The sequence below is a fragment of the Chitinimonas arctica genome (assembly GCF_007431345.1).
GTDB lineage: Bacteria > Pseudomonadota > Gammaproteobacteria > Burkholderiales > Chitinimonadaceae > Chitinimonas > Chitinimonas arctica.
The window spans coordinates 3910174-3931685 of record NZ_CP041730.1 but is presented as its reverse complement, the minus strand read 5'-3'; the positions used below and the strand labels follow the sequence as shown (position 1 = coordinate 3931685).

Here is a 21512-nt window from a genome sequence, read left to right as displayed (position 1 = left end):
TTCTTGGTTTACTTGCCGAGGTTACAGACGTCTGTTGCCCACCCGTGGAACCGCTTACTGCATCTGTCCACCGCTAAGGCAGTCCAACTTATCCATAATGTCCAAAGCTGTCTCATCAACGAAAGCTAGCATCGGCAAAAGCGTCTCTCCCGCAACCGCTCTCAGAGGTTCAGGCAGCATTTCCATCGTAATTGGATTCGATGGAAATGCTATCGCCTCATAGGAATGCGTAAGTTCATGGACCGTGCGATGTACGTCACGCCAGTCATACACAAAGAATCCCCGCTGAGCCATTGCAATGAAATCGAACGGCCGCTTCATTTGCACAAGAAGACGAACTTCCGATATTGGAGGTAGTTCACATACAACACCTTCAATTTCCTCAATAGCCAGCAAGGTGGTACCTAATACCGACACTGGGATTGGACCGATGCCTCCTGTTACAAAAGCCCCGAGATGTCCATTGCGATCAGATGCAAGCCAAACACAATCAAGCCCGTCAGGATATGTACTTATAGTCATTTTTCCCCTCATCGGTTTTGAATCGCATACCTGGCGGAAATGGCTCTCGTCCGTACGTGCTTTGCAATGCGCACATACAGAAACTTGCTCACCGGTTCGGGGGCGCTTTAAGTACTTGGAATTCCAATCCGAGCCCTGCCCCAGCAAGAATGGCTTCCACCTGAGCGTAAAAACCTTTTGCTTTTTCATTTAAATCAAATTTAGCAACAATAGAAATTGTGACTTTCTTTCCCTCGGCCGCCGGGTAGGATTCGTACAATTCTCCACTTTCAAAGAAAACAAGGTACGTGTTCAATTTATTTTGCAGCAGCTCCAAGTGAATCTCTTCGTTCTCCTGTGACCATTCCAAGTGATCTGAAATAGTAAGCACAACATTACTACTATTACTGAGGCTAATAGCATCAATTACATTATCTTGTTCAACAGACATTATTCCTCCCAAGGCCATACTATATTGAAGGCAGCTGGGGGAATTTGAGTCCCACCAGGGAATCCCGACTTACCATTTCCTACAGCAGCAGCTCCACTGACCAGGATCTCGGGAAAAGCAGATTTTTGATTTTTTAATACTGGAATAATTAATTCAAAGATTAAAAAATTCATTCGTCCACTTTCTTTATCCCCTCAATTATTTCGTTCCAATAGCGAACCGCTTCAATATGCTGCCTCCTTGTAAGCAACACCTTATTGCTTGAATCAGCCGGATCCCCACCAAGAATTATTGGGGTGATCTCAAATATCTCCATCCCTTTCATAGATGAGTCAGCAAGTCGCCAAGATTTGTGCGAAGACATTTTATTGCACCGCCAGAAAATCAATGAATTCATCAAAGCATGAAGCCAACACTCGGGTATCTTCCAAGTCCATACCTATAAAAGGGACTTGAATGATTGGCGCGGGTGATTGGCGTGTATCGAAAGCAAACCCTTCCCCTCCACCATTCGATCCGATCAAGACGAGCCCAGGGGCGTACTTTTCTACTTGGTATTCCAAATTAAACTGACCCAATTCCTCAGCCGACCAAAGTATCAAGTAGTTGTCGCCAATGAACCCTTCCCCCCCATTTTTCCATTCCAGGAACTGTTTGTAGTCAGCAGGGAGCAGCCAAGCCAGCTTGGCCTCCGCATCATTTATCGCACTTTTCGTCGATCCCAGCTGATTGTCAAAATCAGCGAATGCATTCCAATCCATTACCCTCTCCTTGTTCCTCTTACTGGAGATTGCTGCAATGATTGAAATCAATCAATTATATTCCATTTGATCTGCGCACCATCGGGCAAATCTTTTATTTGCGTAGCCAAATTAGCTCGGAAATGCATAGATTTCACCGCTTCAAGCGGGTACATATTCTCAATTTCAAACTCCCCGCCCGTGACGAAAGGAATTTTCGGGACAAGGCGAGTTCCTGTCGCCAAGCGGCCTTCGCGGCGTTGCCACGCCTGCGCTATGGGGTAGCCAGTCAAGACCTCATAGTCATTCAATATGATCTCAGCCCAACCTTCGAGGTCTGGTGAAAGAAATACACAAGCAGCTGTTTCTGGATCAAATGAATAAATTCCGTCATGCTTCAAACAGAATTGCCCGCCAAAAATGTCCTCTGCGAAGAAGTAGCATGCATCAGCCATGCCGTGATAAGAATTTACCCAAAGGTCGGGTGCATTCCACTCCAACAATCCCATCTCCGCACCAACAGATCGATCCGGAAATATGTGAAGCGCTGACTCAAATGCATAGAAGCCATTTTTTCTTTCTAACAATCCGCACAAATCCTGAGCCGCAGCACTCTCCGTCGGAAAGACATCCTCATCAGGCTTAGATAAAGAAAGCGCGGCACTGCTAATGCTGATCAATTTTCCCAGCGATGTTTTCATTCTTTCATTCCGTTGCTGCTATATAAAGCCCGGCTACTGTACCAACTCAGTATTGCCCGCAACTAGCAAGTCGCACCCAAAGCTCGCCAATCTTCCCAATCAGCACCGAGCCGCGGCTAACGCCAACATTCCCACTCATTACACCATTTGCAACTAACGATGTACCGCTGTTTGCCGAAACCTTCTTCTCAGCACTACCAATGCCGCGTTCGGCGCTATATGCTAAGCATCGCCACCTATGACTTAGTCGCTCAGCCATGATTGGGCTGGTGCGAAACTCCATTTCGATAGAAGCAGAAATAGCCTAAACATCATTCAAATATGCGCTAATTTTCGCCACTGCAATGAAATCCCCAATGGCAGATAACTCCACCTCCCCGAAAGACTGCAAAGATACCCCATCCTCATCCTTGACCAACTTCAAAGAACATCGATTATTCAACCCAAACTTACTAATACTGATCGACCTCAGCCCAGTCAGATCCAATGTAACTTGCACCGTATTGAACTCTTCCCATTTTTTTGGTGGGTTAGATGGAAAATTTGCCAAATCAAACCTAAGTGCGACAGAAGGCCCATTGTCCGACAGAACAATATCATGCAGGACAATTTCGGAGAAAGAGGGGATTGCACCGTACACCCCCTTCAGAAAATCTGCTCGATCAATAAAATCTAGTGACATTGAAAACTCCTATTTACTGCCCACAATAGGCATAAAAGCAACTTATCGCTTCTGAGCGCCCCACGGAATTGGGAGCTTACTCGTACAAATAATGCTCCTGCGTACCAGAAACTTTACCTGTGCGTGTATTATCAATTGGCCTCACATTGAAATGCGGCCCTTGATCCCCAACCCCTCCCTGTCCAAACTTATGACCAGTACCATGGTCTTGAATCACAATTTTTTGGCCGCGAGAGTTGGTAAATGTATATTCCCGCGACCACGTTGGCTGTCCATTCTCATCCAGAATAGGACGCCCACTTCTATCAGTCATCCTAACTGACCTTACTTCATCAGGTGCTTGCGACACTGGAATCCGAGAATCTCTTTTCGCCTCTCTAAACGCCTCACCACGCATAGGAATGTAGGGTTCATCTGGCGACAACCTTACCCGAGCAGCCTTCCCTAGCTCTTCCCCTGTTGGCTTCTTCCCCGTTGTAGAGCCAACCATATTCTCAACAACCCGCCCACCTTTACCGCTTCCACGATCAAAGCCTGCATGCTGTTCACCAATCTGGGGGACTTCAGAGCACCCCGCATCACAAACACCGCCATTCGGTCCAATCTGCGTAGGACCATTGCTAGCGCCTGCACTCCCCCCCGTGCCACCGCTTACGGTCGTACCGCCAATTGCCGAAGCTTTCCTCTCGCCACCGGCATTGCCGCGTTCGTCGTTGCCGCCGTACGAGGTCATCGATAGCATCGTACTGCCCGGCGACTCACCCTCCATTCGGACGCGACTACCCGTTTGGAAAGCCTGATCCAGCTTCCCTATGACATTCTCGTTGATATTGGCCTGCCCGCCTTGCCCAGCCGTGAACCCGGTCGGATCCGTCAGATTGGTCGGATTATTCCACACGTAGCTGTAGCGGTTATAGCTCTGGCTATGCTCCGGATCCTGGATGATGGGGTCGGCGCTCATAAAGCGCGCCACCAGCGGATCGTAGACGCGGCCGTTCATATGCACCAGGTCCAGCCCATCCAACATCTCGTGACCGGTAAAGCCCTTGTTGTCGATCGCCCCGTCCACGTTGTTGGCGCTGCCGTTCAAGTTGCGGCGTTTGCCCCAAACGTCGTAGCTCAGCCTTTCCTTCAGCGCGCCGGTCTGGTCGCTGATGGCCACCACGCTGCCGAGCCGGTCCTCATGGGTCCAGTGCTGGTCGGTGCTGCTACCCTTGTCGATTTCCACGCCCAAGCCGTTCGGCCAGTAGGTCTTGATGGACTTGACCGTGCTGCCGGTGGTTTCCGCTTCAATCGCGCCGGCGTAATAGATCGTGGTGCCGTCGCTCTTGATCTGCTTGGCGCGCTGATGCTCGGTGCCGTAGGCAAATTCGCTGGACGTGCCGCTACCGCAGCGACCATCGGCGTTCAGGCTGCCCGTGGTAATGCAGTGCGGCATATCGAAGCTGGTCCAACTGAGCTTGCGGCCGGCGCCTTCGATCAGGTTGCCATTGGCGTCGTAGCGGAAGGCCCCCAGGCTGCTGATGCTGCTGACCGCGTGCGGGCCACCGCTATTGGCGGCGCGCACGGCCTGGCCTTGCGGCGGGTAGGTATAGGTACCCGCACCGGTCTTGCTCAGCATATTGCCGATGGCGTCGTACGTGAATTCCTGGGTAGGCTGGTTGGTGGCGGTCGCCTTGCTGAGGCGATTCAGATCGTCGTAGGCAAACGTCTCCGTCAAGCTGCTGTCCGCCCAAAACTGACTGCGCTGCTCGATGTTGCCCAACTTGTCGTAGAGATAGTTCTCACGCCATTGCAAGCCGGTCTGCGGACTCGTCAGTTCCCCATCGCTCAGTCGGCCGGTATAGATGTTGTAGGTCTGTTGGATCTGCAAGCCATTACCGAGCGTGGCTTTGCGTACCCGGTTGGCGGCATCCTGTTCGGTGGCTTGCCATAGTGCTACCCCTTGCCGTTCGATCCGGCTGAGGTAGCCGTACTGGTTGTAGCGCTGCTCGAAGCGCTTGGCCTTGCTGGCGTCGGTGCCGCGCTGGTGGGTCTGGCGCAGGGATCGGCCCCAGGCGTCATACTCGGCTTTGCTGCTGTAGACCGTGTCCAGGGTCAGCGTGGTGGTGTCCGGACGGCCCAGGCTGTCGTAGCTGTGGGTACGTTGGTAGTCCTTGGTGCCGCTGCGCAGCGTGTAGGCCTCCGTCAGCTGGCCGATACCACGGGCCGCCGTGTCGTAGACCCAGCGGCTTTCCAGGTTCGGTTCGCTACGGCTGGTCAGCCGGTCGAGATCGTCGTAAGTCGAGCGAGTGACCTGCTGTTTGGCGTCGGTCTGTTTCCAGACGCGGCCCAGTGGATCCACGTCGTAGTGGATGGCGCCCAGGTCCAGATCGTTCAGGTCGGTCTTGCGGCCCAGCAGGTCGTAAGTGATACGGACGATATTCTTGCCCGGATCGATGATCTGGGTCAGGTTACCGAAGGCGTCATGGCCGTACTCGGTGATGCCGCCCTTGGCATCCTTGCTGACTTCCAGCTGGCCCAGCACATTGCGGATATCGGTCTTGCTTTGCGGCTTCGGGTTGGTCAGGACGGTTTGCAGGCCTTGATAGATGGTCGTGGTGACCTGCTCCGCTTCCTTGCCCACTCCGCCGCCCTCGTTCAAGGTAGCGACCAGGATCACCCGATCCAAATCGTCGTAGCCGTAGCGGCTGGCCTGTAGTGGCGTGCTGCCGGCAAACGCTGGCTGGTAGCTGATCTCCAGCCGGCCACGGCGGTCGTAGCTGTGGTCGGTGTTGATGACCTGCCCAGCGAAACCCCAGCTCTGGCTGCGCAAGGCATGGCCGGCGTTGTCGCTGTAGACCAGGGATGGTACGGCGATGCGGTCGGCGCCCTTGTAGCTGTCGGTGATGGCCACTTGCATTGCGCCGGCAACGGGGCAACTGCCGTTGCATTGCTTCAGATAGCTACGCGTCTCGGTGCCATCCGCGCGCTGTTCGGCCAACTTGCGGCCGAAGCCATCGACGGTCCAGGTGGTTTTGAAACCGTTCGGGCCAGTCAAACTGGTTTGCGCGCCGGTGCGGAAGTCGTAGACCAGGCTTTCGCTATGGCCGGCGGCGTTCTGGCGGGTTTTGACGAAGCGGCCTTTGGCGTCGTATTGAACATCTTCGACGGTACGGCTGCGGTCGTTGTTGCTGACCGGGTCGCGCCAGGTCTGGGTCTTTTTGTTGACTAGGCCAAAGGGATTACCGCTACGGTCGAAAGTGGTCAGCAGCTTGAGCTTGAGGCTGGCGTCGTTGGGCTCAAGGGTCTCGCTGGCCGGCAGGCCCTTGGCATCGTAGCCATAGGCGACGGTACGGCTGATGGTCTGGCCATAGCCGTCGGTCTTGGCATTGACGGTGCGGCTAAGCAGGCCTTGCAGCCAAGGTGCGTCGCCGGCATTGGCGGCCTGGTAGGTGTTGACCGTCAGGTTGCGGAAGGTCTTGCCGTTGCCGCTGATCAGGCTGTCGCTTTGCTTGAGGTTGCCCCAGTCGTCGTAGCTGTTGGCGGTGACGGTATGGCCCAGTGGGCTGCGGTCCAGGTCGTACTTGTCGCCGATCTCGCTGCCGCTATAGACGAACCAGGTCGGGCTACCGTTGGGCTGCGCGAGGGTGCGGACTTGCGCATCGGCGGTGGTCTCGCTGAGGACTGCGCCGCTGGCGGCAAGGGTACGCTTACGTTCCAGCATGCCCCGGCTTTGCCACTGCGCCGGGTCCTGGCGGGTGGTGATCAGGCTGCGGATGCCGCTGGCCTGGGCAGTGGTCTCGACCACGCGGAAGCCGGGATTGGCACGGCCGGTTAGCTCGACCGCGCCGGCGGCGTAGCGATAGCTGGTAACGATTGGATCGGCCACACCATTGTCGATGCGCAGCTTGCTGACGACCTTGCTGGGACCAGGGGCGATGCGGCGCAGCGGATAACGCACCGTATCGGCAGCGGCGGGGTCGAGCGCGGCGGCGCTGGTCAGGTAGAGATTGCTGTCGCGCAGCGAGCCGTATTCGACTTGGCTACGGCGAAGCGTGCCATCGGTGACGGCAAGCAACTTATCCAGTGCTTCGCCAGGCTGGGCCGTTGACTCGGCGCTCAATACTTCCCATTTGCCGCCCAGCGTGTAATTGACCAGGTCCATGCGGCCATCGCCGTTGAAGTCGCCGGTAAGAATGCGCGAGGTTTCCAGCCAAGTACTGCCAGGATAGTTAGGCCGCCCTTGCGGCTGGGTGGGGTAACCCAGTTGCGGTAGCGTCCAGTTTTCGCATTGGTAGCCACCGCTGCCGGTGATCCGGCAAACGCGCTGCACGCCCAGATAGGGTTCGCCGGCCAGGATGTCGGCTTCGCCATCGCCGTCGATATCGCCGACGGCGCGGATCCGGAAGTCGATCTGGTCTCCACCGCTGCCGGTGCGGTAGCCCGTATCGAGCAGGCTGCGGCAGTCCATGCCGGCGACCCCGCCTGTAGGGGATGGCGCGCCGGTCGCATAGCACAGCCGCCCGCCGGTCTTCCAGTCCTTGTCGCCGCCGGACAAACCGAACAGCAGATCGGTGTAGCCGTCGTGGTTGAAGTCCGCCACCAAGCTGCTTTGCCAATGGGCTTCTTCAGCCAGGCGATAGTGGATGGTATTGGCCGGTGGGTTCTTCTCCACGCTGAGCGTCAAATAGTCGATCAACTGGTAATCGGCTGCGCCGCGTTCGGTGCGAAGATTCGCCCAGACGCCTGTATGGGTATTGACCCAATTGCGGCTTTCTCTATCGTAGCTGGCACGGGTGAGCCGCAAGCTGTCGGCGCGACCGTCGCCATTGATATCGGCGCTGTCACCGCTGTATTTGCGCTCGACCAGTACACCCACGCGGCCCACATTGAACACGCCGTTGCCCTGTAACCGGCATTGGAAACCCGTACCCGTGGACAGACAGAGTTGGTCGTTATAGGAGGTACCCTCCTCCGCAGAGAAATTACTACCGGGCACCAACACATCGATGCGGCCATCGCCATTGAAGTCGTAGGTGGTATGGAGGCCGCCCGTGTTGCCACCCGCGATGGCATCTGCCTCGGCCCACGCGTTACAGGTAAAGCCCTGGCCTTCGCGAAAGCGCGCATAGCAAATCTGGCGTTTGCTGACGAATCGGCTACGCACCACACCAATGCCATCGACCATGCCCTCGGCGGCTAGCAAGTCCAGCTGGCCGTCGCCGTCGAAGTCGCCCGTTTCCAGTACGGTAAAGGCGGCAGGCTGGCTGGTGAACACGTTCTGGCTGTCGAAACCACGGCCATTGCCCAGGAACAGCCTGTGCATCCGGTCACCGACGCGGCGCTTGTCCAGCATATCGGTGTAGCCGTCGCCGTTGAAGTCGCCCATCACCACCATATCGCGTGGATCATTGCCTTCCTCGGCCACTCGGAAGTTACCCTCTTGCCGCCAACTCATGCCGGAATGCCAGTCTTCCAGAATCGGACCGTCCCAGTTGCCCAGGCTGACGAAACGCTTGGCCGTACCGGCTGCCGGTTCGCCCCATTGGAAGGTGGTGGCTGGCAGACAGCGGACGGCGCTGTTGCGGTTACGGTCGCCGTCGCAGCGCTGCACGCTGCGCAACAGACTGCGCGCACTGCGCGGGCTTTGTACGTAATCGAGGGTATAGACACTGGCGATGTCGCCGCCATCGCCATTGGCCGCCGTATTGACCGCCGTGGTGATGGTCTTGAGCCGCTTCAGCAGATACGCCTTGCCGCCGGCGCCCCAGCCGGTGGTGTTGTCAGTGTTGTCCGGGCGGGTTTCGTAGCCGAGCCGGACGATCACGTCGGCGTTGGTGGTGGCATGGCCGCCGTAGCGATACCAGGCGGGCAGGTTTTCTCCCGTGCTGAGGTCGTGCAGATAGCCCAGGGTCATGCGGTTGCCCGCGCGGTCTTCCACCCGGTCCAAGGCCCAGCTGATGGCCTCGGTCTTGCCTTGGGCTTGCACAAAACTATTGGCCAGGCCGTCGAGACCATTGACGCCGAAGTACTGGATCTGGCCAGCCTTGGTCTCGACCTTGAAGCCCAGCTTGCCATTGGCGCTGAAGCGGCTGAAGCGGCTGAAGCTATCGATTTCGGTGCGGTATTGGGCGTTCTCCGCCCAGTAGTTGGCATCGCTCATCGCCAGGTTGACCAGGACCAGCCGTTGGCCATCCAGGCACAGGCGGTCGCGCGTGTCGAAGCGGACGGTATCGTGCTCGCCATCCTGGGCAATGCTGCGACTGCAGCGTTGCACGCTGGACCGGCCGCTCAGGCTCCAACCCAGCCCGGCAATACCCGTGCTGCCGTTGCTGTTGTAGTTAAGGCTCAAACTGGGAGCGATACCGGCCGTGCCCGGAGGGACGACGATCGGCAGGCTATAGTTGGCCGCGCCACCGCCGACACCGAGTTCGCCCGGCAGGCTGCCGGCATCCACCCCGCCACTGATCAGACCATCTACATAACTGGAAGCGAAGCTGATCTTGACCGGGGTATCGCCACCGCCACCTTGGCTGGCCGTGACGTTCACCGCAACCGGCGCACTGGTGGTCACGCCACCCAGGCTATCCACCAGCCTGGCCGTCAGATTGGCATAGTTGCCCACCGGCACCGCCATCCAGCTGTAGCTGTAAGGGGCGCTGCTGTCCTCCCCTAATTTGGTCGCGCCATTGTAGAACTCGACACGGGTAATGCTGCCGCTGCCAATGGTGGCCGTGGCATTCAAGGTGATACTGGCCGGGGCCGTCAGGGTCTTGCCGGCTTCGGGACTACTGAGGCTGATGGTCGTGCCGGAGATGACCTGCACGTTGCGATGGGCCGCATACAGCGTGGTATTGCCCTGCTGGATACGCGCAGCGATCAGATACGGTGCCGCACGTGGGGCGACCCCGCGCTTGGTCACATAGCAGGTACCCGCTTCACTATCGGCCGTGACGCCTTGCGCCTTACCCAGCCATGCCCCATCGAACAGGAAGGACACGTCGTCGCAACTACCCGTGCCATTGCTCAGCTTGATCCGCATAAAGATATCGGACACGCCCTTGTACACCGCCAGATCAACTGGCGTGGTCAGGGCAATGCGCAGGCTGCCCGGCATGGTGCAGTTGCGGTCCTCGCAAGGCAGTACCAGGCTGCCGCTGGGGGCGGTGGCCTGCACGAAGATCGGGCTGCCGGCGTAGCTGCTGGTATAGGGGCTGAGATCAAAGCGCAGGCTGTGGCCGACGCCGGGGGTGCCGCAGGCGGCTTGCACGGCGGCGTTGTCCAGCTCGTCGCTGAGGTTGGCCAGATTGGCGGTGCCGATCGGCACACCGCCCAGGGCTTGGGTGGGGGCGTTCAGGAAGACCTGGTAGCTCATGGCTTGCGCCGTACCGGCCTGGCAGGTCCAGCCCACCAGTTGCGCCTTGCCGTCGGCACTGCTGCGAATGCCGCTCAGGCTGCCCAATAGCGGGCTGGTGGTGATATTGACCGGGAACGGCGTGGAGTCGGTGCTGGCGCCCTGGTTGTCGGTGGCGCGCAGCTTGAAGCGGTAGAAACCGGCCGGCAGATTGTGGACATGGCTCAAGCTGGCGGTGGGCGTCGTACCCGGCACGGTCTTGAGGGGGGTGGCGCTATAGCCGCTGCCGCTATCGAGCAGCAGTTCCAGCTTGGCCACTTGGCCACCGACGTCGCTGCCGCTGCCGGTCAAGGTGATGGCGGCGGTTTGGCCGGCGGTGATGCGTACATTGCTGGGACTGGCGCTAAGCGTGGAGGTGGGCAGGGCCGGATTGACGCCGGCCACCGTGTTGAGGATTTCGACACTGCTGGTCGCACCGCCGAGGCCCGTAGCGGTCCAGGTGCAGCGCGAGGGGTAATTGACCCAGGCGGCGCTGGCGGTGCCGGGCGTAGAACCGCTGGTGGCCATCGCCATATTACTGACGGAATAGCCGGTACCGCTGGCGGTACAGCTCAGAGATACGGCGGTCGCGTAAGTGGTAGACCAAGTGGAGGTATACGCCTGCCCCGCCGTCATGGTGATCGGATTGCGCTGTACCGTGATAGTGGGTGCCGGTGGATTGACCGTGGTCAGCGTTTCCACTCTGCTGCTGGAACCGCCCGGACCGGTAGCGGTCCAGGTGCAGCTTGACGGATAGCCGACCCAGGCGGCGCTGGCGGTGCCGGGGGCATTGCCACTGGTGGCCAAGGCCAGATTGCTGACGGTGTAGCCGCTGCCGCTGGCGGTACAGCTCAGTGATACGGCGGTCGCATTGGTGGTGGACCAGCTGGCGGTATACGGCTGCCCCGCCACCATGGTCGCGGGCTGGCGTTGCGGGGTGATCGTGGGGGCCGGGGGCGGATTGATGGTGGTGAGGTTCTCCACCGTGGAGGTGCTGCCCTCAGGACCGGTGGCAGTCCAGGTGCAACGCGAGGGGTAGCCCACCCAGGCGGCGCTGGCCGTACCCGGTGCGCTGCCGCTGGTGGCCAAGGCCAGGTTGCTGATGGCGAAGCCGGTACCGCTGGCGGTACAGGTCAAGGACACCGCGGTGGCATGGGTGGTGGACCAGCTGGAGGTGTACGCCTGCCCGACGATCATCGTCGCGGGGGTGCGCTGCACATTGATGGTCGGCGGGGCGGCCAGGACCGTGACACCCACCAGCAAGGCACCTAAACGTGCCAGCCAATCCGTACCACGTGTGTTGCCCAGTACCGCCAAACGATGTGCCACGCCTGCTTTGCGCATTGATTTCTTTTCGATAAATCAAGGATTAATAGCGCGTGCGGCACGTATGGCTGCACGCCCGGCCAAGCGCCGGGGCGCGGAATATATACGAGCGGGATTGGGGTGGGCAAGTGGATTATTGCGGCGCAGCAGGCCGCTATTGGAAGCGCCATCAGGGTGGCAGCGGCCTGCAGACTGGGTTTGCCCAGAAAAATACGCCGAGTGTGTCAGCGCAAAAGAATTGGTGGCGTAGCGTTACTACGCCCCCAGAATCCGATCAACCCGAAGTGCCGGTAGCCAAGGGTATCCGTTCGACCGGTACCGGCGCCAACTCGGGCGTGGTCGACCGGATAGGCACCGGCCGATTCTCCGAACCGGTCAAGGGTCCGATATCGCCAGCCAACTCGCCCCCTTCCTCGACCTGGATGCGGCCGTAGCGGATCTGGCCCTTGAGCCGGCCGGTGGCGTAGACAATCAACTGTTCCCGTACCAGCAGTTCACCTTCGAACTCGCCATGGATTTCCGCCACGTCGATACTTACCTTGCCGGCAAAGGCGCCGTGCCGGGCGATGCGCAGCACCCTGCTGTCCATCGTCGCCTCGACCCGTCCCTCCACCACCAGGGTGTCGCAATCCAATATTTCGGCGCCCTTCAGCTTGACGTTGGCGCCCACGATCAAGCGGCTGCCGTTGAGCGGCTCGCTGGCGTCCTGCGCCGCGCTCGGCACCGGTGGGCTGGACAACATGCTGTCCAGCGCCTTCTGGGTCTCGCTGGCTCGCGCCAGGGTAGATTGCCGGTTATCGCCCAACACGCTGGAGCGGGACTCTGCGCCGGCCGGGGTGGACTTGTTAAGCGTAGTGGCCTTGTTAAACATGCTTCCTCGCAAATCTTGGCGGTAGACAAAGGGCATCGCCCAGGCGGGCCGGGCGTTGCTTCACGCCCGGCAATGCCTATCTAACAAACTTCGTGCCAACGATGACGAGACGCTGATTTAAAAGGATTATTCCAGTCTTTCGACTGGGGAGACGTGGTGCGGCTTCCGGTGATTCGTCGCCGCTGGGCGACAGCGGCGGCTTGAGGATAGCCAAGTCACTGATATGGCTGAGTTAGCTGGTGTCGGCCATAGGCGACGCTGCCGCTTACGTTATCTCCACCAGCTTCATGGGCATACCGTAGCGAGGCCGCATCGTCACCGCCACCTCCCGCTCGACAGGATGGCCGCTCACCAGCTGCAGATCGTAGCGCTGGGCGATCTGCGCCAGCAAAAGCTGGCCCTCCATCAAGGCAAAGTGGTTGCCTATGCAGACGCGGGGTCCTGCACCGAAAGGCAGGTAGGCGCAACGATGGGCTTGCAGCGGAACCGCGCCGGGAAGAAAGCGCTCCGGGTCGAACCGTGCCGGCTCGCGCCAGAAGGCCGGATGATGATGCAATAGATCGCTCACCACCATCACCAACTCGCCCCGGCGCAATCCGTAGCCGGCCACGGTAGTATCCTGCAACACGGCGCGCGGCAGGGCCGGCGCGGGTGAGAATAGGCGCATGGATTCCTCGAATACCGCTCGGGTATATACCAGCCGAGGCAGGTCGGCGAATGTTGGCGTGCGGCCGCCCAAGACGCTGGCCAGCTCCTCTTTCAGCTTGCGTTTCGCTTCCGGATGGCGCGACAGCAGGTACCAGGTCCAGGTCAGCGCATTGGCGGTGGTTTCGTGTCCCGCGCCGAAGATGGTCGCCACCTCGTCGCGCAACTGCCGTACCGACATGCCCGTTTCGCTTTCATGGTCCCGCGCCACCAGCAACATATCGAGCAGATCGCCACGCGGCTCGCCTCGCTGTAGACGTTGGTCGATCAGGCCGTAAAGCAGCTCATCCAATTCCTGCATGGCCTTGTGAAAGGCCCGATTCCGCGCGGTGGGCCAGGAAGGCGGCGGACTGAAGGGGTTGCTGATGCTGCTGAAGGCATAGCGCAGCAACAAGGGGAATCGATCCCCGACAAAACAGGCTTTATCCACCAAGTCGGCACCGAACATGGTCTGGCTCACCACATCGACGGTCACGCGCATCATTTCCTGCGCCACGTCCACCGTCTGCCCCGGCTGGTAGGACGTCCGCCAATGCGCCAGCAGGCGATCGCCGGCCGCCGTCATGGCATCGGCCATGGCGGCGATCTGGGCCTTGTGGAACATCGGCTGGATCATCTGGCGCTGCCGTCGCCACGATTCGCCATAATTGGTCACCAGGCCCTTGCCCAGCACCAGACCCAGGCCGATTTCCCGTTTGCTGCCCAGTTCCGCCAGTTCGGCCAATTTGCCGAAACGGGCCTTGTCCTTGATCAGCACCTGCTCCGCCATATCGGGATGACCCAACACATGCAGATGGCGCAGCCCCAGCCGAATACGGAAGATATCGCCCAGTTCGGCGCGGCTGCGGGACAGGAAACCCAGCATATCGGCCCGATAGGGTTTGAGGTGGCCCAGCAATAGCTGCCCGGCCGGCTTGGGTGCGCGCAAAGGGGGAGGACTGCCGGGCAAGGTGGCAGAGGTAGGCATGGCTGGCTCCTTATGCAGGGATTGTCGTCCTGGCCGGCAGAGGTGCCGGCTGGCCCCCGCGAGGCGGAGCCTGCTCGCATGCGGGCTTTAAACTTAGCCGCAAGTGCAGGTAATAGACAATCTCATGGCGAGAACCAGTAGATATCGATAAACGCTTAGGCAAGATGGGGTCGCGGCCTCTTTTCACAGCCATTTACGGTATGTCAGATATTTAGCTATACTTCTGACAAAGGAATCGTATCCATGAGCCAACTTGCTGAGAATATTTTGTCTGCCGCTCGGAATCTGCCGGAGGGTGGCTTGCTATCGCCCAAGGGATTCCTGCACCTTGGCTCACGGGCTGCCATCGACAAAACCATGTCCCGGCTGGTGCAAGCAGGAAAATTGATACGTGTAAGCCGTGGTGCCTATGTCACACCGCATCAAGGACGATTCGGTCTTCGTGCACCATCCACCGAGTCGGTGGTGCGTTCGCTTGAAGTCAATTACGGTGAAACCGTCGTCGCTAATGGTGCGGCGGACGCCAATGCACTGGGTTTAACCACACAAGTGCCTACACGTGAGGTGTTTTTTACGTCCGGCCGCTCCCGTAAGCTTCAGCTTGGTAAACGAAGCGTTGAACTCAAGCATGTCGGCCGCTGGCAGTTGCTCCTGGGCAAGCGTCCGGCCGGCATGGCAATTCGTGCCTTGTCGTGGTTGGGACCCCAAGCGGCACCTACTGCACTAAGGCAACTACGCGCCACGTTGCCCAAAGCAGAATGGGAGGCCATGCGTAGCGCGCGGGCAATGCTTCCGAGCTGGTTGGCGCGGGTCGTGAGCGAGGAACCGGTTCATGGCTGAATCATGGTTTTTGCTCAACCAGCGCGATCAGTTCGAGGCCTTGACCTATGCATCTTCACGTTCGGGCCGTCCCGCGCATTTGCTTGAAAAAGACATTTGGGTGGTATGGGTGCTTTCTGCCCTCTACGCATCAGACCTGGCCAATACGCTCACTTTCAAGGGTGGTACATCGCTATCCAAGGTTTACCGCATCATCGATCGGTTTTCAGAGGATGTGGATCTAACCTACGACATTCGAGAATTGGTGGCCGACCTACTTCCCCAAGGCAATCCCATTCCCGCTACTTCAAGCCAAGAAAAGAAAATCAGTAGTGCGGTACGCAATCGGTTGCCGTGCTGGATTGAGGCCAAAGTTAAACCTGTCATTGAAACGGCCATGGCACAAGCCGGTATTGAAGCCAACTTGACCCTATCCGGTCAGGAAAACGACAAGCTGATACTGGCGTATCCCGCCAATAAAACCGGCTCGGGCTATTCAGTGCCGACTATTCAATTGGAGTTTGGTGCACGAGCAACCGGCGAACCTCACCGCGCTCAGACCGTGACCTGCGACATCGCCTCGGAAATCGATGGCGTAGCCTTTCCAACCGCCAAACCGCTGGTAATGGCGGCTGAACGTACCTTTTGGGAAAAAGCCACCGCAGCCCACGTCTATTGTTTGCAGGGGCGCTTACGCGGTGAACGCTACTCGCGCCATTGGTACGATCTGGCCGCCATAGCAAACACAACTCATTTCGCTGATGCTTGCGCCTCCCCTGCACTGGCCAGGGCAGTGGCAGAACACAAGTCGATGTTCTTTGCCGAGAAAGATAAGACAGGTAACAAAATCGACTATTTCGCCGCCACCAGTGGCCAACTGCAATTAATTCCTACGGGAGAATCGCGGGCAGCACTTGAGCGCGATTACGCCGCAATGCTGGAGGATGGTCTACTGGCGCTGAATCAGCCGAATTTTGCAGAGATCATGGCGCAGTGCCATGCAATCCAAGACAAGGCCAATCGACAAGTGCTGATCAACTAGCGGAGAAAGGCGCGCGATGCACTGAAACCACCATCGCCATACGCATTACGGTCGACGCACCACAGCCGATCGCGGTGGAGTAAACCGGACTTCGCTCCCTACGCCCTATTCAACATCATTTCGCATAGGCGCGGTACGCTCCGGCATTGCCGCAAACAGATCCCAAGCCGCGATAAACATCGCCGCGATAACCGGACCGATAACGAAACCATTCAAACCAAACAGCGCCATCCCCCCCAGGGTAGAGATAAGGACGACATAGTCCGGCATCTGGGTATCCTTGCCGACCAGGATGGGGCGCAGCAGATTGTCCACCAGGCCGATCACCAGCACGCCAAAGGCGATCAGTACCGCGCCCTGCCAAACGGCGCCGGTCAGCAGGAAGTAGGCGGCTACCGGCACCCAGATCAAACCGGCCCCCACCGCCGGCAATAGCGACAGAAAGGCCATGACCACGCCCCACAGCAAGGCCCCCTGTATGCCCAGGATGGCGAAGATCACACCGCCCAGCAGCCCCTGGGTGGCGGCCACCACGATATTGCCCTTGACCGTGGCGCGGATGACCGTGGCGAACTTGAGGAAGAGATGGCGCTTGTGCTCGGTGCTCAAGGGCAGCGCCTGCTTGATGCGGGTGGCCAGGCTGGCGCCATCGCGCAGCAGGAAAAACAGCAGGTAAAGCATGATGCCGAAGCCGATCAGGAACTGAAACGCGTTCTGGCCGACACTGAGCACCTGGGCGGCGATACTGCGGCTTCCCTGCACCATCGCCGCCGACAGCTTCGCCCGCAGGCTTGCCAGGTTGTCCAGGCCAAGACGTTCCAGCACATTGACCAGCCAGGTGGGGAGCACGTCCAACACCTGCTGCAGATAGTGGCCGATATCGATTTCACCGGCATCCAGCTTGGTGTAGATCATGGTGCCCTCCTTGATCAGGGTGGCGGTGATCAGCATCAAGGGCAGGATCACCACCAGCAGGCAGAGCAGCAGCGTACCGAGGGCTGCCAGGTTGCGCCGCTGGCCGGTAGCCGCCAGCAGGCGGCGGTGGAGGGGCGCGAACAGGATGGCCAGCACCACGCCCCAGAAGACCGCGCCGTGAAAAGGCCAGAGTATCCAGCCGAAGGCCAGCGAGATGGTGACCAGCAGCGCCAGGAAAGTTGCTCGTTGCAAAGCCGGGGTGTTCATGGAGGATTCCGTTAAGGATGGATTCGAGGCCGCCACCGCACGCCGGGTCTTTGGGACCCTGACGGTCGGCGCCAATGCGATCAATTGGCAGAGCAAGTAGCATACCTCGGCGCAAGCGCCGTAAAATAGCACTTCCCCGTATCGCACCCCGCCATGTCCATCGTCCTCTCCACCTTGAATGCCCGCTACAGCCACGCTTCGCTGGGTTTACGCTACCTGCTGGCCAATATGGCCGAACTACGGGCGCAGACCCGGATTGCGGAATTCGTGATCGGCGCCCGGACCAGCACCATCGTCGAGCAGCTGCTTGCGCTGCAGCCGCGCATCATCGGCTTCGGCGTATATATATGGAATGTGGAAGAAACCACCCGGGTGGTCGCGCTGCTCAAACGGCTGGCGCCGGATATCAAGATCATTCTCGGCGGGCCGGAAGTGTCGTACGAATCGGCCGAGCAAGCCATCGTGCAGATGGCCGACTATCTGATCACAGGCTGGGGCGAGGTCAGCCTGCCGCAGCTGTGCCGGCAGATCCTGCATGGGCCGCGCCCCCTGATGAAGATACACGCCGGCATCCAGCCGCCGCTGCGGGACCTGGTCTTGCCTTATTCGCTTTACAGCGACATGGATATCGCCCAGCGCACGCTCTATGTGGAAGCTTCGCGCGGCTGCCCGTTCAAGTGCGAGTTCTGCCTGTCCGCCCTGGACAAGACCGCCTGGCCCTTCGAGCTGGATGCCTTCCTGGCCGAGATGGACGGGCTGTATGCCCGCGGCGCCCGCGTGTTCAAATTCGTCGACCGCACCTTCAATCTGAATATCAAGACCAGCTTGAAGATCATGCAGTTCTTCCTCGACAAGATTGCGCTCCGCCCGGACGACCCGGTATTCGCGCATTTCGAGCTGGTGCCCGATCATCTGCCCGAGGCCCTGAAGGACACCATCGCCCGCTTCCCGCCTGGTGCGCTGCAATTCGAAATCGGCATACAGACCTTCAACCCCGATGTGCAGGCCCTCGTCAGCCGCAAACAGGACAACGCCAAGGCTGCGGCCAATATCCATTGGCTACGTCATCATTCGCACGCCCATCTGCATGTGGACCTGATCGCAGGACTGCCGGGCGAAGATATGGCCAGCTTCGCCCGCGGCTTCGACCAGTTGGTCGCCCTGGGCCCGCACGAGATCCAATTCGGCATCCTCAAGCGCTTGCGCGGCACGCCCATCATTCGCCACACCGAACCTTACGGCCTGCTTTTCGATCCCTATCCGCCCTATAGCATCCTGGCCACCGACCGGATCGACTTTGCCACCATGCAAAGGCTGGTCCGCTTTGCCCGCTATTGGGACCTCGTGGCCAATTCCGGTCGATTCGCGCCCCTCCTGCCCACCTTGCTGGGCGATGCACCTTTCGACCAATTCATGGCCCTGTCGGACTGGCTCTATGCCCGGACCGACGCTACCCACCGCATTGCACTGGATCGTCTCGCCCGCCTGCTTGCCGATTGGCTGGAGACGCGCGGCCTGACCGTAGCCGGTGACGCTGCCGGCAAATCGGCAGCGCCCAAGGGGACGAGCCGCCCCGCGTCACCGCTGCCACCCCGGCAGGCCGCGCATCTGGCGCATTGAACAGCGGGCTCCACGCGCCTGAGCGAGCGGAGCCCGTGGGTCTTAGTTCGAGCAGAGCGGTACGATGGGCTGGTTGCTGCCGGTATCGACCAAGCCGTCGCTGATCCAGCTGCCGGCGGCCAGGCGATTCCACAGCTGCGTGCGACCCCAGGTGCCATCCACCCAGTCGCCGTAGGCATGGCAAACGATCTGGATACGGTCACCGTTGCGGGCGGTGCCCAGGATGCTGGCACTCAGCTTGGGCGCGCTGCGCAGGTTAGCCAAGCGATTGGCTTCTGGCGTCTTCACCGTCACGGTCTTGCCGGTTTGCGGCGGGGTGGTGGTGCCGGAACCGTAATTGATCAGCGAGCCGCCCTGGTTGACGCGGCGGCCATTGCGCATGGCATAGCCTTGATAGGCGGTCCCGGTTTCGAAGAATTGCCAGCCACCCAGGGTCTTGCCGTTTACCGGCATGGCCTGGCCGTTGTAGCTAAGCGAGAAATGCACATGCGGGCCGGTGGTGGAACCGCCGCAAGGCAGGCCCATACCCATTTGGCCCAGATAGGCACCCTTGCGCACCAGCGTGCCGTCCGTCAGGTTGGGCAGATTGACCATGTGGTAGTAGCGCGTGGTGTAGCCGTTGTCGTGCACCAGTTGCACGATGGCGCTGCTATTACGCACACAGCTCTTGTAGATGCGGCCATCGCGCGGCGCCAGCACCTGGCCGTCGCCGCCCGAGAAATCCAGCGAATCGAATGGACGGCTGGTACCGCTGTCGCCGTGTGCGCCGCCGCCCATATACCAGGCGACGCCCTCGGCCCACGGCAGGCTCAGGCCGGTATCGCCGGTAACCGCATTGGCCTGGGCCATCCCGGGATCGGACAGTGACTTGCTGGCCGTGCCGGCGGTCTTGCGCTGGCTACGGAAGGCACTCTTTTCCGCGCTGCTCAGTACCGCGTCCGGCGCGCTGTCCAGCATGCTGAAAAAGGCTTCGCTGCCTTGCAGGGCCAATGTCCAGCTCTTGCCGTTCTGGCGGGCGATAAACAAGCGGGTAACGGGAACGTCCTCACGATTGGCGCCCAGGATCTGGGTCACCGAGCCCATCACCCAGTTGCGGGCCGCATTGCTCTTGCTGATTTCGACAAAGGTGTCGGTCGGGGCAGCACCGGGGGCCAGCGTGGCAATATTACCAAGCAGGGCGCTGGTGGCCGCGCGTTTCAAGGCTTCGTCGGCCACGGCAGCGGGCGCGGCTGCGGCGGGCAGGCTGAGATAGAGGCTGGCCAACAGTGCTGCGGTCACGGTATACGATTGAGTAGACATTGTTTCCTCTTTGTTTTCAGGCGATTAGGCGTAGTCACTCGGCATTTATCAACGAAGCCTGATAGATACCACTGTCATAATCACTACGGAGCCGTCACCCTACGCAAGCGGGAAAATATGTGTATTGCATAAATCCTTACTAGCGAAGCCGCGATAACTGGTCTATGGCACAGCTGTCCTATTTTTGATCAGGCGTAAAAAACCCCACCGGCCGACAGCGAACTCGGCGGGTGGGGTTGGCATGGCGCGCGTACGGGGAGCGTTATTTTTCCGGCAGGGGAATGAACTCGGTCTCGCCCGGCACCTGCGGGAAGCCGCCCGATTTCCAGCGCAGCTTGGCTTCTTCGATGCGCTCCTTGCTGGAAGCGACAAAATTCCACCAGATATAGCGCGGACCATCGAGCGGCTCGCCACCCAGCACCATCAGCCGGCTTTCGGCTTGCGCCGTCACCGTGGCATTGACGCCCGGCTGCAACACCGCCAACTGACCTGGCATGACAGCCTCGCCGTCGATCTCGATGGCGCCGCGCGCCAGGTAGACGCCTCGCTCGGCGTGGTCGGCGGGAATCTCGAAGACGGCGCCGGCATCCAGCTCGCCCGCCACATACAAGGTATCGCCAAAGGTCTGCACCGGCGAACGCTGGCCATAGGCACTCCCCAGTACCACCCGCAGACGCAAGCCAGGCCACTCGAGGAGCGGAAGGCTGTCGGCCGAATGGTGGAAGAAGGCCGGCTCGGTCAGTTCGTATTCGCGCGGCAAGGCGAACCAGGTCTGCAAACCGTGCAAGGTCTGGCCGCTGTCGCGCGCGGCCGGCGGCGTACGCTCGGAGTGGACGATGCCATGGCCGGCGGTCATCCAGTTCACGTCGCCGGGCCGTATCGCCTGGATACTGCCCAGGCTATCGCGATGGAGGATTTCTCCCTCGTACAGATAGGTTACCGTCGCCAAGCCGATATGCGGATGCGGCCGCACATCCATTCCCTCCCCCGGCGCCTGTACGGCCGGCCCCATATGGTCGAAGAAGATAAAGGGGCCGACCGCCTGCTTGGGCAGCGAGGGCAGCAGACGCTTGACCGTGAACCCGCCCAGGTCGCGTTCGTGCGGCTTGAGCAGATGCTGGATGGTGGACATGGTGCTTCCTTGTGGACATGCTGAAATATTGCGCGCTCTCAAACTGCAGCTCACCACCCGGCAGAGCCGGGTGTTCACGGATCGTGATAAATCAACGTT

The 21512-nt window shown here is 59.6% G+C and carries 15 protein-coding genes; 3 read left to right on the top strand and 12 right to left on the bottom strand.

Going from position 1 to position 21512, the window contains the following annotated elements; genetic code table 11:
* Positions 1-54: 54 nt before the first annotated feature.
* From FNU76_RS17910 to FNU76_RS17870, 9 genes are all read right to left on the bottom strand, one after another.
* On the bottom strand, positions 55-522 hold the full coding sequence (locus FNU76_RS17910) for a hypothetical protein (RefSeq protein WP_144279455.1): 468 nt from the start codon (positions 520-522) through the stop codon (positions 55-57).
* Positions 523-610: 88 nt separating this feature from the next.
* Positions 611-952: a DUF6572 domain-containing protein gene (locus tag FNU76_RS17905; protein WP_179958168.1), complete on the bottom strand. Its 342-nt coding sequence runs from the start codon at positions 950-952 to the stop codon at positions 611-613.
* Positions 952-1125 carry a hypothetical protein gene (locus FNU76_RS24155; protein WP_179958167.1) on the bottom strand — a complete coding sequence of 58 codons (174 nt, stop codon included), beginning with the start codon at positions 1123-1125 and terminating at the stop codon, positions 952-954. The genes FNU76_RS17905 and FNU76_RS24155 overlap by 1 nt, the downstream gene beginning before the upstream one ends.
* A gap of 192 nt (positions 1126-1317) precedes the next feature.
* Positions 1318-1713 (bottom strand): SMI1/KNR4 family protein, encoded by a 396-nt coding sequence (locus tag FNU76_RS17895; RefSeq protein ID WP_144279453.1) that lies wholly within the window; start codon positions 1711-1713, stop codon positions 1318-1320.
* 47 nt (positions 1714-1760) lie between these two features.
* A complete protein-coding gene (locus tag FNU76_RS17890; RefSeq protein ID WP_223879079.1) occupies positions 1761-2393 on the bottom strand; it encodes an SMI1/KNR4 family protein in 633 nt (210 codons plus the stop codon).
* Positions 2394-2697: 304 nt separating this feature from the next.
* Complete coding sequence (locus FNU76_RS17885; protein WP_144279452.1) at positions 2698-3075, bottom strand: Imm50 family immunity protein; 378 nt, start codon at positions 3073-3075, stop codon at positions 2698-2700.
* 76 nt (positions 3076-3151) lie between these two features.
* Positions 3152-11794, bottom strand: a complete 8643-nt coding sequence (locus FNU76_RS17880) for an HNH/endonuclease VII fold putative polymorphic toxin (RefSeq protein ID WP_144279451.1) — start codon at positions 11792-11794, stop codon at positions 3152-3154.
* Positions 11795-12050: 256 nt separating this feature from the next.
* On the bottom strand, positions 12051-12647 hold the full coding sequence (locus FNU76_RS17875) for a bactofilin family protein (protein WP_144279450.1): 597 nt from the start codon (positions 12645-12647) through the stop codon (positions 12051-12053).
* 265 nt (positions 12648-12912) lie between these two features.
* Positions 12913-14319, bottom strand: coding sequence for a cytochrome P450 (locus tag FNU76_RS17870; protein ID WP_144279449.1), 1407 nt, complete (start codon positions 14317-14319; stop codon positions 12913-12915).
* Positions 14320-14562: 243 nt separating this feature from the next.
* Here FNU76_RS17870 and FNU76_RS17865 point away from each other — a divergent pair, with 243 nt between their 5' ends.
* Both FNU76_RS17865 and FNU76_RS17860 read left to right on the top strand, forming a co-directional pair.
* Positions 14563-15159 (top strand): DUF6088 family protein, encoded by a 597-nt coding sequence (locus tag FNU76_RS17865; protein ID WP_144279448.1) that lies wholly within the window; start codon positions 14563-14565, stop codon positions 15157-15159.
* Positions 15152-16180: a nucleotidyl transferase AbiEii/AbiGii toxin family protein gene (locus FNU76_RS17860; RefSeq protein WP_144279447.1), complete on the top strand. Its 1029-nt coding sequence runs from the start codon at positions 15152-15154 to the stop codon at positions 16178-16180. Before FNU76_RS17865 ends, FNU76_RS17860 begins: the two co-directional genes overlap by 8 nt.
* Positions 16181-16285: 105 nt before the next feature.
* Here FNU76_RS17860 and FNU76_RS17855 read toward each other — a convergent pair whose 3' ends face one another.
* The gene (locus FNU76_RS17855; protein ID WP_144279446.1) at positions 16286-17362 is read right to left on the bottom strand and encodes an AI-2E family transporter; all 1077 of its coding nucleotides are present in this window, start codon (positions 17360-17362) and stop codon (positions 16286-16288) included.
* 153 nt (positions 17363-17515) lie between these two features.
* Between FNU76_RS17855 and FNU76_RS17850 the strand changes: the two genes are divergently transcribed.
* Complete coding sequence (locus FNU76_RS17850; RefSeq protein WP_144279445.1) at positions 17516-18982, top strand: B12-binding domain-containing radical SAM protein; 1467 nt, start codon at positions 17516-17518, stop codon at positions 18980-18982.
* Between the two features lie 42 nt (positions 18983-19024).
* On the opposite strand, the gene FNU76_RS17845 is transcribed toward FNU76_RS17850, so the two are convergent.
* Both FNU76_RS17845 and FNU76_RS17840 read right to left on the bottom strand, forming a co-directional pair.
* Positions 19025-20281, bottom strand: coding sequence for a M23 family metallopeptidase (locus FNU76_RS17845; protein ID WP_144279444.1), 1257 nt, complete (start codon positions 20279-20281; stop codon positions 19025-19027).
* A gap of 262 nt (positions 20282-20543) precedes the next feature.
* Positions 20544-21413, bottom strand: coding sequence for a pirin family protein (locus FNU76_RS17840; protein WP_144279443.1), 870 nt, complete (start codon positions 21411-21413; stop codon positions 20544-20546).
* Positions 21414-21512: the final 99 nt, after the last annotated feature.